Below are 13,868 nucleotides of genomic sequence, written 5' to 3' on the forward strand. Positions count from 1 at the left end.
ACCCTGCCGGTCCGCTTACTCCAGCTCTTCGCTCTCTCCGGTCGGCTTGACAAAAGGGGCAAATTGCTGGAGTGCCCGACTTTGAGCGTAGTGCTGCAGTGCCCAGCGCACCGAAGGAAAGGCCAGTTGCTCCCAGGGCAGGGCGTTCCACTCGAATAGATGCACCTCAAGACTTTCGGGGCCGGGACTGACATCGCCGCTCAGCAGGCGGGCGCGGTAGACCAGTTGGACCTGGCTGATCGTCAGCACACTGTAGACCGCGAGGAGCGCCTCGATCTCGATTTGTGCCCTGGCTTCTTCCCACGCCTCGCGCATCGCGCCCTGCTCGGTGCTCTCGTGCAACTCCAGGTAACCGGCGGGCATCGTCCAGTAGCCTCGCCTCGGTTCGATTGCCCGGCGACAGAGCAGGATCCGCTGCTGCCAGTGACAGACGGCACCGACGACGATGAGCGGATTTTGATACTGGATGAAGCCGCAGTCCGGACAGAGGAGCCGCTCGCGGTTATCTCCCTCCGGAACGACGACCACCGATGGTCCCCGAGGCTGAGCGTGGGCAGACATGGCTGAATTCTAGCCCGCCCGCCGCTGCGGTTCGCCCTCGCCGGTGGTTGCGTATAGGATAGGGCGAAGAGAAAATCTATCTTCAGGCAGAGGCGAGTTCGTGAATCCAAGACTAGCCCAGGCAGGACCATGCACCATCTTCTACCGCTACCTCGGGCGTGGCCGGGTGTACCGCAGCCCCTGCTACATCTGGGAAATCTGGTGTCTGGGCCCGGATGGCAGGTTGGCGACGACTTCCAGCTGCTTTCCGGTGCGCTACGGCTTTCGCCGTTCCGAGCGCGAGGCGCTGCGCGACGGCAACCAGTTTGCCCGCACCCGCATCGAGACAAATGGAGCTTAAGAGGCGTAGCCCAGGCGCTTCATAAAGCGGTAGAAGCGGTCCCAGGCCGCTTCTGAGATCATCTCGTGGCTGATTTCGAGGCCGATGAATTTGCCGTTGAGGTGTTTGCTGCGAATGTCGCGGCAGGTGATCTCGCCTTCTTCGTCGCGCATCCGAAAGCTCATCACCTGATTGAGGTCAGCCTTTGGCTTGGAAATATAGATCAAGGCAGTCTTGCGGGCGTTGTCGTATTTAGAAGCCATCACCCGAATATCGGTAATCTCCTCGCTCACCCCGTCGAGAAACTGCGCCACTGCCATAGATCGACTCTCCTGAACCTGAGCAAATTTTCTTTATTTTACATTCCCTCAACAAATGCGAAGCAATCGTTACCCCGGCGGCCAGCCGAAGGGGCGGCCACCGAGCAGGTGCAGGTGCAGGTGGTAGACGGTCTGGCCGCCGTCAGGACCGTTGTTGATAAGCAGGCGATAGCCGGTGCCCAGTCCTTCGCGGCGGGCGATCTCGGTGGCGACAAAGAACAGGTGGCCCACGAGCCCCTCGTCCTGGGCGCTCATCTGTTCGATCTGAGGGAGGGGCTTTTTGGGGATGATCAGAATATGCACCGGAGCCTGGGGATTGACGTCGCGAAAAGCGAGGCACTGCTCGTCTTCAAAGACGATCTGGGCCGGGATCTCCTTGCGCAGAATTTTGCCGAAGATAGTGTCGGTGCTCATGGCGGTGGTTGCGGCAGTTGTAAGCGGACTTATATCCTGAAGGAGACTCTATCGCGTTCGAGGCGGGGACTGCTAGCGGATGAGCACTGTTTGCCTGCGCCGAATTTCTACTTACGATCCGGCCATACTCGCTCCGGGGCTTGTGGAGTTGCTTGCCCCCTTGGGCGGGATCGCTGCCTTCGTCCGCCCCGGCGACCGCGTCCTGCTCAAACCGAATTTGCTGACCGGGGCCAGGCCGGCCAAAGCTTGCACCACCGAGCCTGAACTGGTGCGCCAGGTCGCTTTGCTGGTGCGCGCCGCCGGCGGCGAACCTTTTTTGGGCGACAGCCCCGCCTTTGGCACCAGCCGGGGTGTGGCGGTGGCCAACGGTCTGCTGCCCATCTGCGAGGAACTGGGTCTGCCGATTGTCGAATTTTCTTCGCGCCGCTACCGCTCGGTGGGCCAGACCTTCGATCACCTGCGCCTAGGCAAGGAGGCGATGGAGGCGGACGTGCTCATCAACCTGCCAAAGGTCAAGTCCCACGCCCAGCTCACCCTCACCCTCGCCGTCAAAAATCTCTTTGGCTGCGTGCCGGGCAAGCTCAAAGCCTGGTGGCACATGGAGGCGGGCAAAGATAGCCTGCGCTTTGGCAAGATGCTCGTCGAGACCGCCGCCACCCTCCAGCCGGATCTGACGATCATCGACGGCATCGTCGGCCACGAGGGCAACGGCCCCTCCGGCGGTGAACCGCGTTTTTTGGGGCTGTTGGGGGCTTCGAGCGATGTCTTTGCCCTCGATTGGGTATTCGCCGATCTATTGGGGGTGGCACCGGAGCAGTTGCCCGTGCTCAGAGCGGCGCTGGCGCTGGGCATCGGCCCATCTGGATTCGCCGATATCGTCATCGACGGTCCACCGGTGGCGGAGCTGCGCTGTCCTGACTGGAAGCTGCCCCAGACGATGGCCCCGATCGACTTTGGCCTGCCGCGAGTGGTGCGCTCGACCCTGCGCGACCTGCTCATTCGCCTCATCCGCGAGCCCCTCGTCGGCAGCACCGCAGGCGGGCGGAGAGCACTGCGTTGAAGAGCCTGATCGAGATGAGAGCGAGTATTGCCCGCAGGTTGCCCTTCTCGCTGCCCGGCACGACGATCATGGATCGCTATCTGGTCAGCGAACTGCTGTTGCCTTTTTTGTTCGGCGTCGCCGCCTTTGCCTCGATCGGCATGGCGATCGGTTCGCTGTTTGAACTGGTGCGGCTCATCACCGAAAGCGGCCTGCCGATCTTGACCGCTCTGCAGGTTTTTGCGCTGCGCCTGCCGCAGATCATCACTTACACTTTTCCGATGTCGATGCTGCTCGCCACCTTGATCGCCTTTGGGCGGCTCTCGGGGGACGAAGAGATCACCGTCTTGCAGGCGAGCGGCGTGAGCATCTACCGGATCGTCGCGCCGACTCTGGTGCTGAGCGTAGTCGTGAGCGTGATTACCTTTGTCTTTAACGAAGTGGTGGTGCCGACGGCCAACCAGGAAGCCAATATCACCCTTGCCCGCGCCGTGGGCGGCGGCGAGAAGCCCAAATTTAGCAAGGACAATATTCTCTACCCTGAGTACAGCTGGGTGACGCACCAGGATGGCCGCCGCGAATTTGGCCTCAATCGCCTCTTTTATGCCCGCCGCTTCAGCGACGGGGTGATGTACGGCCTCACCATCCTCGACTACAGCCAGGCGGATCTCAATCAGGTGATCACCGCCGACTCGGCCACCTACGACCCGGCGAGCAAAAGCTGGCGCTTCCACGACGGCACCAGCTACGTCATCGACCCCGGCGGCAACTACCGCAACATCCTGCGCTTTCAGGAGCAGCAGGTCAAAATTGACAGTACCCCGCTGCAGTTCGCTCAAGAAGCGCGCCGGCCCGAGGAGATGACCACCGGCGAACTGCGCCGCTACATTCATCTGGCCGAAAATGCCAGGCAGGATGTCAAGGGATTGCTCGTGAGCCTCTACCAGAAGTACGCCATCCCGAGCGTCTGCTTTGCCTTTGCGCTCATCGGCGCGCCCTTGGGCCTGAGGCGACAGCGCACCAGCAACGCCCTCGGCCTCGGCTTGAGCGTGCTCATCATCTTTACTTATTACATCTTTTTGTTCGTCGCCCAGGCTCTGGGCCAGACCGGCACCCTGCCGCCCTGGCTCGGTGCCTGGCTACCGGCTCTGGTGACGATGGCGATCGGTGCCTGGCTTTTGTGGCGCGTCAACCAGTAAAAAATAGGGCTGGTCGCCGCTTCCGCCTGGCCGGATAATCATGAAGGCACGTTGCGGGGAACTGCGGTGAAGGTACTGTTTGTGTCGGCGGAGTGTACGCCCCTGGCCAAGGTGGGAGGGCTCGCGGATGTGGTGGGCTCGCTGCCCCTGGCTCTCGCAAAGCTGGGGGTAGATGTGCGCATTGCTCTACCGTACTACGGCTTTTTAGGACAGCTCCCCAAGTCGGAAGAGCCCGTCTGGACTGGCAGTGCGATGTTCCAGCGCCTGGAAATCTACGAGTCGCACCTGCCGGAAAGCGACATTCCGCTGTATCTGGTGGGCCATCCGGCCTTTGCCAACGACCGCATCTACGGCTCGGAGGACGAGGCGTGGCGCTTTACGCTCTTCTCGCGCACGGTGGCCGAATTTATCTGGCGGGGCGGCTGGGATCCGCAGGTGCTGCACTGCCACGACTGGCACACGGCGCTGTTGCCCCTGTGGATGCGGGCGATGCCTGTAATGACCGTCTATACTATTCATAATCTTGCCTACCAGGGGCCGCCCCTCGCCGGCTTCCGGTCCTTCGTCGATGTTCCCTACGACACCGGTGCCTGGAATCCAATGGCTGCAGGCATCATCCACAGCGACGCGATCACCACCGTCTCGCCCACCTACGCACGCGAAATTTGCTCCCCCGAATACGGCGAGCGCCTCGACGGCCTGTTGCGCGCCCAGGGGGGGCGGCTCACGGGCATCCTCAACGGCATCAACACCGACGCCCTGGACCCTGCCACCGACAAATATTTACCCGTCAACTTCGACGCTGCCAGCCTGGAGTTGCGCGTCGAGAACAAGCTCGCCCTCCAGCGCGAACTGGGGCTTGAGGTCAATCCCTACCGGATGCTGGTGGGCATCGTCTCCCGCCTGGTCGATCAAAAGGGCTTCGATCTGTTAGCTCCGCTGTGGGATATCTGGATGAACAACAGCGCCGCCCAGGTGGTCGTACTCGGGAGCGGCGATCCGTTTTATGAGTTTCTGTTTCGGGGTGCGGCGGAGCGCTATCCGGAGCGGGTGCGCGCCTTTTTGCGCTACGACGGGGCGCTCTCCCAGCGCATCTACGGCGGGGCGGATCTGTTTTTGATGCCATCGCGCTTTGAACCCTGCGGCATCGGCCAGATGATCGCCCTGCGCTACGGAGCGGTGCCGCTGGTGCGCAAGACAGGCGGGCTCGCCGATACGGTCCACTTTCACAACCCGATCGACGAAGAAGGGAACGGCTTTCTTTTTGACCGCTATGAGCCTCAGAGTTTGCTCGCGATGCTCTTTCGTTCGGAGGAAGCGTTTCGCTACCGCGATTACTGGCAGCGGCTGCAACTGAGGGGAATGCAGGCGGACTTGAGCTGGAAGGTCTCCGCTGGGCGCTACCTGGACCTTTATGGGCAACTGGTGGCCCGCATCGGGTGAGATGTCCCTCCTGGGGGGTAGGCCCGGCCTGCAACCACTGATTCTAATAAAGAAGGGGGTGCGGGTTCTCGCGTTGACCTCGGAGGACTTGCGATGAAGACAGGCAGTATCGCCGCCGCGCTGGCAATGGTTTTAACGGGTTTAGCTGCCCCTGGGGTTCTGGCGGCAAGTGCGGTCCAGCCAACTTTGAGCACCGCCCAGGTACTCGACGCTTTTTACCGCTGCACCGAAAAAAGACCCCAGAGTTTTTGTCGCGACTGGCTGTACACCCACTTTGAACAGGTCGCCGAGGGCCAGTGGGTGGCGCGCGGGATTTCGGCTGGGCGGCCAGACATTTCAGGCTTTGATTGGCAGCAGCACATCCGCAAGAATCCGTAGCTGGGGGCGGGTGCCCAGACAAAAGAGCATGTCCCCAGAAGCGAGAATCGTCTCGCCGTTGGGGTTGCCGATGAGCGAGCCGTCGGCGCGGCGGATGGCGACGATGAGGGCACCGCTCTTGTTGCGCAGGTCCGTCTGGTTGAGGGGCAGGCCGACGAACGGGCACTGGGGGCGATCGATCTGAAATTCTTCGATAAAAAGGGAGCGGTTGCTGCCGCTGATGGCCGTCTCGATAAAGTCCACGACGCCGGGACGCAGAGCAATCGCCGCCATCCGCCGCGCCCCGGTGGTATAGGGGGAGACGACTTCATCCGCCCCGCCCCGGCGCAACTTGACCGCAGCTTCTTCGCTGCTGGCGCGGGTGATCGTGCGCACTCCCGCGTTGAGGTTGCGCGCCGAGAGAACGATGAACAGATTGTCCGCGTCGGAGGGCAGAGCGCAGATGACGCAGCGCGAGCGCTCGATACCGGCGGCGATCAAGGTTTCGTCGTCGCTGGCATCGCCCTCGACGAGCAGGTACTCCTTTGCTCTGGCCTGGCTCGCCGCCTTTGGATCGGCTTCGACGACGACGAAGGGGGCATGATCGTGGGCAAGTTCCTCGCAGATCCGGCTGCCCATCCGGCCATAACCGCAGACGATAAAGTGATCTTGAAGTCGGCTGAGCATCCGTTGGCCGCGAGTGAACTGCAATCCCTCTTGAAGATAGCCCTCGCCCAGCGCCTGAACAACTTGATTGATCAAAAAGCCGAGGGCAGTGACACCGAGGAGAATCAAAAATATCGTAAATATCTTACCTGGGGCCGTGAGCGTACCGGCGTCGCTGTCGCTGATGCCTGAGAGGGTGCTCACGGTCATATAAAGCGCGTCCAGGGGCGACCAGTGCTCGATCGCGACGTACCCGGTCACGCCGATCAGGTACAGAGCGACGACGATGCCCAGAATGTTGAGGAGGCGGCGGCGAAACTGGCGCAGCCGCTCGGCGGCGGTGCCGTTCACAGGTCGTCCAGCCGCACGGGCCGGGAGCGATGGGCAGGCCAGAAGAGCAGATCGTCGCCGTCGCTGGCTGTGGGCCAGCCGACCGTTAGACCCAGGGCGCGGCGCGGGGCGACAGCAGCCATCGAGAGCGCACTGCCGCGATCGAGATCGCCCTGTTCGATCAGGCGCACCAGCACGTCCGTCAGGCTGAGGGCACTGCCGGCGAGCCGTCCGTCCGCGAGCGTCACCTGGCCCGCTTGGACGGTGATCCTCAGGCCGTGCCAGTCGTACTCGCCATCGGCGATCCCCAGGGGAGCGACTGCGTCGCTCACCGGGATCAGAGCATCTGTCCCTTTTAAGGCCAGCAGCAACCGGACGGTGGCCGGGTGGAGGTGGATGCCGTCGGGGATGCACAGGCACTGCACGCGCCGATCGAGCAGGGCAGCGCCCACCACCCCCGGTTCGCGGTGATGAAAGGGGCGCTGGGCGTTGAAGATGTGCGTGACCAGCCGCGCCCCCCGATCGAAGGCGCGCCCGGCCTGCTCGAAGGTGGCGGCGGTGTGGCCCAGGCTCACGGCGATGCCCCGCTCCACCAGCCAGGGAATCACGCGCTCGTCCGGGTCCAGCTCCGGAGCGAGGGTGATGAGCCTGACCAGGGCGCTGTGATCCCCCAGGACCGCCTTGGCATCCTCGATCGTGAGCGGCAGCAGATACTGGCGCATGTGCGCCCCTTCGTACTCCGGATTGAGGAAGGGGCCTTCTAAGTGAACGCCCAAAATGCGGGCGCGGCCTGCTTTGGGCTGAAACCGGGCAATAATCTCCATCGCCTGGTGCAACTTGCCCACCGGCACGCTGATAAGCGTCGGCAGCCAGGCGGCGATCCCGATCGACCACAGATACGCAGCGATCCGCTCTAACTGCTCCAGGCCCGCCTCGGGAGAAAGTTCTGAAAATTCGACGCCCAGAGCGCCGTTGAGCTGCAGATCGACCAGTCCCGGACTCACCCAGCCACCCGCCAGATCGATCGTCCGTCCGGCTTCACTCCAGCTGCCGCCCCCCGGTTTTACCTGCAGCAGGCGTCCCCCATCGACCAGTAAGCTATAGGTACCGCCGTCTCCCACCCAGCGAGCGTTGTGGATCTGCTGCATTGCGTCTGTCCTTTGCTGCCTTGAGTGTAACCAATGCGAAAGCGCGTCATTTTGACCTTTCCGCCCGCCGTCGTCCATATGCCGGTCACCTATCGGCTTGCCAAGGACTACAACATCGCAAGCAACATCCTGCGCGCCCACGTCGCCCCCGACGAGGTGGGCAAACTGGCAGTCGAACTCTCGGGCGACATCGATCAGATCGAAGCAGCGGTCCACTGGATGCGCGATCAGGGCATCGATGTTTCGCTGATGGGGGGCGAGATCGTCATCGACGAGGCGCTGTGCGTCCACTGTGGCCTGTGTACCGGCGTTTGCCCGACCGCAGCCCTCACCCTCCAGAGCGAGACTTTTTTGCTGCAGTTTCGCCGTTCGCGCTGCATCGTCTGCGAGCAGTGCATCCCGGTCTGCCCGACGGCGGCGATCTCCACCAACCTCTAACGGCCCGGCAGCGCGGTGAAAATTCTCCAGATAATCCACTCCGCCCATCCCGCCGGGGGTGGCCCGATCGAGGTGATCCGCCAGCTGGGCAGCGCTCTTGTCGAGCGCGGTCATTCTGTCGAGGTGCTCTGCCTGGACGCGCCCACAGCTCCCTGGCTCAAGGATTTTCCGCTTTCTGTTAACGCCCTCGGTCCCGGCCACACCGGCTACGGTTACACGCCGCGCCTCGTGCCCTGGCTACGCGCCCACCGCCACCGCTACGACCACGTGCTCGTCAATGGCCTCTGGCAGTTTACGAGCCTCGGCACCTGGCTCGCTCTGCGCGGCACGTCCACCCCCTACAGCCTGTTCGTCCACGGGATGCTCGACCCGTACTTCAACCGCGCCTACCCGCTCAAGCGCCTCAAAAAGCAGCTCTACTGGCCCTGGGGCGAGTACAGGGTCCTGCGCGATGCCCAGGCGGTGCTCTTTACCTGCAAGCAGGAAGAAGACCTCGCTGCCGAATCGTTCTGGCCCTACCGCTGCCAGACGGCGATCGTTTCTCTGGGCATTCGGGCCGAAGCCGCCGGTCCTGCCCTTTTTTATCGCCACTTTCCCCACCTGCAGGGCGGGCGGCTGGTGCTTTTTCTGGGCCGCCTCCATCCTAAAAAAGGCTGCGACCTGCTCATCGAAGCCTTTGCCCGCGTCGCCAAAACCGACGAGGCTTTGCAGCTGGTGATCGCTGGACCGGACCCGCTGGGCTGGCAGGATAGTCTCCGGCAGCTCGCTGTGCGCCTGGAGATCGCCTCCCGCGTCCACTGGTGCGGTCCACTCGCCGGACCCCTCAAGTGGGCGGCTCTGGCCGCCGCTGAGATCTTTGTTCTCCCTTCGCACCAGGAAAATTTTGGCCTCAGCATCGTCGAAGCCCTCGCCTCTGGCCTGCCGGTCCTGATCACCGATAAGGTGAATATCTGGCAGGAGGTAAAAGAAGACGGAGCGGCCCTGGTAGCCGCCGACACGCTCGCGGGGGCCACACAACTGCTCGAAGGCTGGCTTGGCCTCTCCCTCGAACAACGGGAGCAGATGCGTTCGCGGGCCAGAGAATGCTTTGCCCGGCGCTTTACGATCGCGCAATCCGTCGCTGCGCTGCTCGACGCCCTCGCCCCCAGTCCCCGTCTCCCACGGCTATAGGTTGGACAGGCTACCCTGATACCTGGCTCGACAGACTCCTATCCCATCTCTTAATCTGCTGCGAGGAGCAAGAACGATGTTGGTGCAGGCAATCGAACAGTTCGGCGGTCCGGAACAATTCAAGCTGCAGCAATGGCCAAAGCCAGAACCAGGGCCGGGTTCTGTCCTGGTGCGCGTCCGGGCCACAAGCGTCAACCCCGCCGACTACAAGATCCGCCGCTACGGGCCGCCCTTTGCCCCAGCCCTACCGGCTGTGCTGGGCATGGACGTAGCCGGAGTGATCGAAGCGGTCGGTTCAGGGGTGAGCGCTTTCAAGCCGGGCGATGAAGTGTACGGCTGTGCCGGTGGCGTCAAAGGACTGGGCGGCACCCTTGCCCAGTACCTGCTCACCGATCCGGCGCTGCTCGCCCTCAAACCTGAATCTCTGGGCTTTCAAGAGGCAGCGGCGCTGCCTCTGGTGACGATCACCGCCTGGGAAGCCCTCTTCGATCGCGCCCAGATCGCACCGGGACAGAATGTGCTCATTCACGCCGGTACCGGCGGTGTCGGGCACATCGGCGTGCAACTGGCCCGCTGGAGGGGCGCAAAAGTCTTTACCACGATCTCCTCCCTCGCAAAAGCGGAGATCGCGAGGAGCCTCGGAGCCGATGTCGCGATCAACTACCGCGAGCAGAGCGTCGAGGAGTACGTCGCCCAGCACACCGGTGGCCGGGGCTTCGATGTTGTCTTTGACACCATCGGCGGCGACAACCTCGATCGCTCGTTTGCGGCGGCCCGCCTCAACGGCACAGTCGTCTCGATCTCGACCAACCGCAGCCACGATCTAAGTCCCATGCACGCCAAAGGGCTCACCCTCCACGCCGTCTTTATGCTCATCCAGATGATCCACAACCTCAACCGGCAGCACCACGGCGAGATTCTCACCCAGGTAGCCGCCCTGGTGGACGCGGGCAAATTGCGGCCCCTCATCGACGCTCAGCGCTTCTCACTCGCTGAGATCGCTCTCGCCCACAGTTATCTTGAAAGCGGCAGGGCGACGGGCAAGGTCGTCGTCGCTGTTCCTTGAAACTTTGATCGCACGGCTGAACGCTGTGGATGACGCCATCGAAAGACCCGTCCTATGAAAAGACGCAGGCTGCTGGGGGCAGCAACTTTGATCGCAGCGACGAACAACCGGGCCGCTGCCCAGTCCACCCGATCCCGCCCGCTCGCGAGAGTCCAGGTCTCCTTCGAGCGGATCGTCCGCACCGTCGTCGGCCTCAGGCCCTACCGCCCGACCGGCTTTGTCCTCCGCTCAGAGGTCTACGGCGACAAGGTGATCGTTCATAACTACGGCCACGGCGGCGGCGGGGTCTCTCTAAGTTGGGGAACAGCCCAACTGGCAACCGATCTGGCAGCAGCTACCGGCAGGGACCGCTACGCCGTCCTGGGTTGCGGCGCAGTCGGCCTTGCCACCGCCCGCCTGCTACAGGACCGGGGCTTTGCCGTCACGATCTACGCTGCCGAGTTGCCTCCCCAGACAACCTCCAACATCGCCGGAGCCCAGTGGTCGCCCGTCAGCGTCTTCGAGCCTGAAAAGATTTCCCCAGCTTTCAGTGAGCAGTTTGTTCTCGCTTCCCAGCTGAGCTACCGCTACTTTCAAAATCTAGTGGGCGATCACTACGGCGTGCGCTGGATCGAGAACTATTACCTGGGCGAGCAGCCGGATCGGAGCTTTATCGACTACGTGCGCCGCGAGGGGATTGTCTCCCTCTATCCCGATATTGTCTCGCTACAGCCGGGAGACCATGCTTTTGCCGCCCGCTACGTCACCCGCTTTATGACGATGCTCATCGAGCCGCCCGTCTACCTCAACGCCGTGCTGCGCGACTTTCTGTTGCGCGGTGGGACAGTGCGGGTGCAGCGATTCGCCGACCGCAAGCAGATACTTGCCCTGGAGGAAGCGACGATCGTCAACTGTACCGGCCTCGGGGCTAAGTCCCTCTTTGTAGACGACGAATTGATACCGATCAAAGGCCAGCTCTCGGTGCTGCTGCCCCAACCGGAGATCGACTACCTGACCCTCGCACCGGATGCACTCTACATGTTTCCGCGCCGCGACGGCATCCTGCTGGGCGGCACCTTCGAGCGCGGCGTCGGTTCGCCCGAGGTGAACGAGCCGGCCCGCACCCGGATCGTGGGTGCCCATGCCCAAATCTTTGCCCAGATGCATGAAAGATTGCCAGATTGCCGTGCAGGGCTGTTTCAGCCTAAAGGTGCGGCACACCCGGAATCTGGACGCCTTTGAGAATCTGGCAGCCCTTGCCGCAGCGCTTGGCGCAGACATAGCCTGCCTCTATGCTTGACTGGTGCAAAGACGATAGGTGTTTGGCCCGGCGGTCCACAAAATCCCTTGCAAGCGAAATTGCCCTGCTGCCGGCGGGCTGCCCTCTCATCAGGCGCGCTGCAGACACAGCGGACCGTCGTTGGCGGGATTGTTGACAGCGGTACTCACCGGGTATATCTCTATTTGCCCTGCAGAATACGGCACCAGCAAAGGTAGCAACACCTGGGGCTTCTGAACGCTCGTATCCAGCCATAGCTCGTAGCTTTGCGATTCTAAAATCACAGGCATCCGGTCGTGGATCGCTTTTGTCTGCTGGTTGGCAGCCGTGGTCAAGATCGTGCAGGTCTCCAGTTCGCTGCCTCCCGGCTCCTGCCAGTGTTCCCACAACCCGGCAAAGGCAAAGGGTCTGTCGCCATGAGGGTGAATATAAAAAGGCTGCTTTTTATTGCCTGTCCGTTGCCACTCGTAAAAGCCGCTGGCCGGGATCAAGCAGCGACGATACTTGAAGGCAGAGCGAAAGGCAGGCTTTTCGGCAATCGTTTCGGCCCTGGCGTTGATGAGCCGATTGCCGATCGTCGGATCTTTGGCCCAGGCAGGAATAAGACCCCACCGCAGAAACACAGCCCGGCGCTCACCGGAGGCATCGCTGCGGATCGCCACTACCGGCTGCGTTGGAGCGATATTGTAGCGAGCTGCAACCGGCGGCAACTCGCTGAGGGCAAACGCCTCGGCAAGCTCCTCGGCAGAAGAATAAAGCGCAAAACGACCGCACATGGCTCTATTTTATCAGTTCGTGGACTGCTGTCCACCGCCACTACTGGCTTGAGCGGTGTGCAAAGACAATCTGCCCGACTTAAGGGCGGAACTTGCGCAGGACGAGGGTGACGTTGTGGCCGCCGAAGCCGAAGGAATTGGAAAGTGCCACCTCGACCGGCATCGAGCGGGCCTGATTGGGCACGTAGTCGAGGTCGCAGGTCGGATCGGGGTTTTGGAGGTTGATCGTGGGCGGTGCGGTGTCGTGGTAGATGGCGAGGGCCGTCGCGATCGCCTCGATGCCGCCGGAACCGCCCAGAAGATGGCCGGTCATCGACTTGGTGGAGCTGATGGCGGTGCGGCGGGCCGCCTCCTCACCCAGGGCGCTCTTGATCGCCTGGGTCTCGGTGGAGTCGTTGAGGGGGGTGCTCGTGCCGTGGGCGTTGATGTAGCTCACCTGCTCGGGAAATACACTCGCGTCCTTGAGGGCGAGGCGAATGGCGCGGGCGGCACCCTCGCCTGCCGGAGTCGGCGAAGTCATGTGGTAGGCGTCGCAGGTCATGCCGTAGCCGACGATCTCTGCGTAGATGCGTGCCCCCCGCGCCAGGGCACACTGGAGTTCTTCGAGCAGGAGAATGCCCGCTCCTTCGCCAATTACAAAGCCGTCGCGCTCGCTGTCGAAGGGCCGACTTGCGTGAGCCGGATCGTCGTTGCGGGTGGACATGGCGCGGGCGGTGGCAAAACCGGCCACCACCAGGGGGGTGATCGCCGCTTCGGTGCCGCCGCAGATCATTGCCTGGGCCTCACCGTACTGGATGAGCCGAAAGGCGTCGCCGATCGCGTTTGAGCCGGAGGCGCAGGCGGTCACGGTGCAGGAGTTGGGTCCTTTGGCCCCCAGTTGGATAGCGGTGAGACCGGCGGCCATGTTTGGAATAAAAAGCGGCACCATAAAAGGCGAGACCCGCCCCGGTCCCTGTTCGCGCAGGATGCCATCTTGCAGTTCGAGCCAGTCCATGCCGCCGGTGCCGGTGCCGATGATCACGCCGACCTGCTCGCTGTTGAGTTCATCGATCGTAAAGTTGGCGTCGGCAATCGCCTGCTTGCTGGCGGCGATCGCCATCTGCGAGAAGCGCACGGTCCGCTTCACTTCTTTGGGCGTCAGGTACAGGAGCGGATCGAAATTTTTGACCTCGGCGGCGATCTGAACGCTGTGCCGAGAGGAGTCGAAGAGGCTAATCCGGTCGATGCCTGAGCGGCCCGTCACCAAACCCTGCCAGTAGTCCGCCGCCGTATTGCCGATGGGCGTCACCGCCCCGACCCCGCTCACCACCACCCGCTTCTTTTCCATCGGGGTGCTCTCTCCTCGCAAGCTTATCTTTCCAACG

At 62.6% G+C, this 13,868-nt stretch carries 16 protein-coding genes; 9 read left to right on the plus strand and 7 right to left on the minus strand.

All coding sequences use genetic code 11. From position 1 onward, the window contains the following. Nucleotides 1-15 precede the first annotated feature (15 nt). On the minus strand, nucleotides 16-561 hold the full coding sequence (locus GKIL_RS19380; protein ID WP_051382870.1) for an NUDIX hydrolase: 546 nt from the start codon (nucleotides 559-561) through the stop codon (nucleotides 16-18). Between the two features lie 100 nt (nucleotides 562-661). Between GKIL_RS19380 and GKIL_RS19385 the strand changes: the two genes are divergently transcribed. Next, nucleotides 662-901, plus strand: a complete 240-nt coding sequence (locus GKIL_RS19385; protein ID WP_023175552.1) for a hypothetical protein — start codon at nucleotides 662-664, stop codon at nucleotides 899-901. On the opposite strand, the gene psb28 is transcribed toward GKIL_RS19385, so the two are convergent. Beyond that, complete coding sequence (psb28, locus tag GKIL_RS19390) at nucleotides 898-1,200, minus strand: photosystem II reaction center protein Psb28 (protein ID WP_023175553.1); 303 nt, start codon at nucleotides 1,198-1,200, stop codon at nucleotides 898-900. The two genes, GKIL_RS19385 and psb28, sit on opposite strands and share 4 nt — an antisense overlap. Nucleotides 1,201-1,269: 69 nt before the next feature. Next, nucleotides 1,270-1,614 carry a histidine triad nucleotide-binding protein gene (locus GKIL_RS19395; protein ID WP_023175554.1) on the minus strand — a complete coding sequence of 115 codons (345 nt, stop codon included), beginning with the start codon at nucleotides 1,612-1,614 and terminating at the stop codon, nucleotides 1,270-1,272. Nucleotides 1,615-1,693: 79 nt separating this feature from the next. Here GKIL_RS19395 and GKIL_RS19400 point away from each other — a divergent pair, with 79 nt between their 5' ends. The 4 genes from GKIL_RS19400 (at nucleotide 1,694) to GKIL_RS19415 (ending at nucleotide 5,673) form a co-directional block, all read left to right on the plus strand. Next, nucleotides 1,694-2,674, plus strand: a complete 981-nt coding sequence (locus tag GKIL_RS19400) for an Npun_F2552 family protein (RefSeq protein WP_023175555.1) — start codon at nucleotides 1,694-1,696, stop codon at nucleotides 2,672-2,674. A gap of 14 nt (nucleotides 2,675-2,688) precedes the next feature. Then, nucleotides 2,689-3,852: an LptF/LptG family permease gene (locus GKIL_RS19405; RefSeq protein ID WP_041245059.1), complete on the plus strand. Its 1,164-nt coding sequence runs from the start codon at nucleotides 2,689-2,691 to the stop codon at nucleotides 3,850-3,852. A 66-nt stretch (nucleotides 3,853-3,918) separates the two neighbouring features. Next, on the plus strand, nucleotides 3,919-5,295 hold the full coding sequence (gene glgA, locus GKIL_RS19410; RefSeq protein ID WP_023175557.1) for a glycogen synthase GlgA: 1,377 nt from the start codon (nucleotides 3,919-3,921) through the stop codon (nucleotides 5,293-5,295). Between the two features lie 93 nt (nucleotides 5,296-5,388). Beyond that, nucleotides 5,389-5,673: a hypothetical protein gene (locus GKIL_RS19415; protein ID WP_023175558.1), complete on the plus strand. Its 285-nt coding sequence runs from the start codon at nucleotides 5,389-5,391 to the stop codon at nucleotides 5,671-5,673. On the opposite strand, the gene GKIL_RS19420 is transcribed toward GKIL_RS19415, so the two are convergent. Together GKIL_RS19420 and nagA are read right to left on the minus strand one after the other, a co-directional pair. Then, nucleotides 5,632-6,669 (minus strand): potassium channel family protein, encoded by a 1,038-nt coding sequence (locus GKIL_RS19420; RefSeq protein ID WP_023175559.1) that lies wholly within the window; start codon nucleotides 6,667-6,669, stop codon nucleotides 5,632-5,634. The genes GKIL_RS19415 and GKIL_RS19420 overlap by 42 nt on opposite strands. Continuing rightward, on the minus strand, nucleotides 6,666-7,796 hold the full coding sequence (nagA, locus tag GKIL_RS19425; RefSeq protein ID WP_023175560.1) for an N-acetylglucosamine-6-phosphate deacetylase: 1,131 nt from the start codon (nucleotides 7,794-7,796) through the stop codon (nucleotides 6,666-6,668). Before nagA ends, GKIL_RS19420 begins: the two co-directional genes overlap by 4 nt. A 33-nt stretch (nucleotides 7,797-7,829) precedes the next feature. Between nagA and GKIL_RS19430 the strand changes: the two genes are divergently transcribed. From GKIL_RS19430 to GKIL_RS19445, 4 genes are all read left to right on the plus strand, one after another. Beyond that, nucleotides 7,830-8,234, plus strand: a complete 405-nt coding sequence (locus tag GKIL_RS19430; protein WP_023175561.1) for an NIL domain-containing protein — start codon at nucleotides 7,830-7,832, stop codon at nucleotides 8,232-8,234. Between the two features lie 15 nt (nucleotides 8,235-8,249). Then, complete coding sequence (locus GKIL_RS19435) at nucleotides 8,250-9,404, plus strand: glycosyltransferase (RefSeq protein ID WP_023175562.1); 1,155 nt, start codon at nucleotides 8,250-8,252, stop codon at nucleotides 9,402-9,404. A gap of 76 nt (nucleotides 9,405-9,480) precedes the next feature. Further along, nucleotides 9,481-10,470 (plus strand): zinc-dependent alcohol dehydrogenase family protein, encoded by a 990-nt coding sequence (locus tag GKIL_RS19440; RefSeq protein ID WP_023175563.1) that lies wholly within the window; start codon nucleotides 9,481-9,483, stop codon nucleotides 10,468-10,470. A 54-nt stretch (nucleotides 10,471-10,524) separates the two neighbouring features. Further along, a complete protein-coding gene (locus tag GKIL_RS19445) occupies nucleotides 10,525-11,691 on the plus strand; it encodes an FAD-dependent oxidoreductase (RefSeq protein WP_023175564.1) in 1,167 nt (388 codons plus the stop codon). A gap of 147 nt (nucleotides 11,692-11,838) precedes the next feature. Here the strand turns inward: GKIL_RS19445 and GKIL_RS19450 are convergent, their stop codons facing one another. Together GKIL_RS19450 and fabF are read right to left on the minus strand one after the other, a co-directional pair. Then, nucleotides 11,839-12,504, minus strand: a complete 666-nt coding sequence (locus GKIL_RS19450; RefSeq protein ID WP_023175566.1) for an SOS response-associated peptidase — start codon at nucleotides 12,502-12,504, stop codon at nucleotides 11,839-11,841. Nucleotides 12,505-12,583: 79 nt separating this feature from the next. Then, nucleotides 12,584-13,831, minus strand: coding sequence for a beta-ketoacyl-ACP synthase II (gene fabF / locus GKIL_RS19455; protein ID WP_023175567.1), 1,248 nt, complete (start codon nucleotides 13,829-13,831; stop codon nucleotides 12,584-12,586). Nucleotides 13,832-13,868: the final 37 nt, after the last annotated feature.

Origin of the sequence: Gloeobacter kilaueensis JS1, assembly GCF_000484535.1 — a bacterium.
Classification (GTDB): Bacteria; Cyanobacteriota; Cyanobacteriia; order Gloeobacterales; family Gloeobacteraceae; genus Gloeobacter; species Gloeobacter kilaueensis.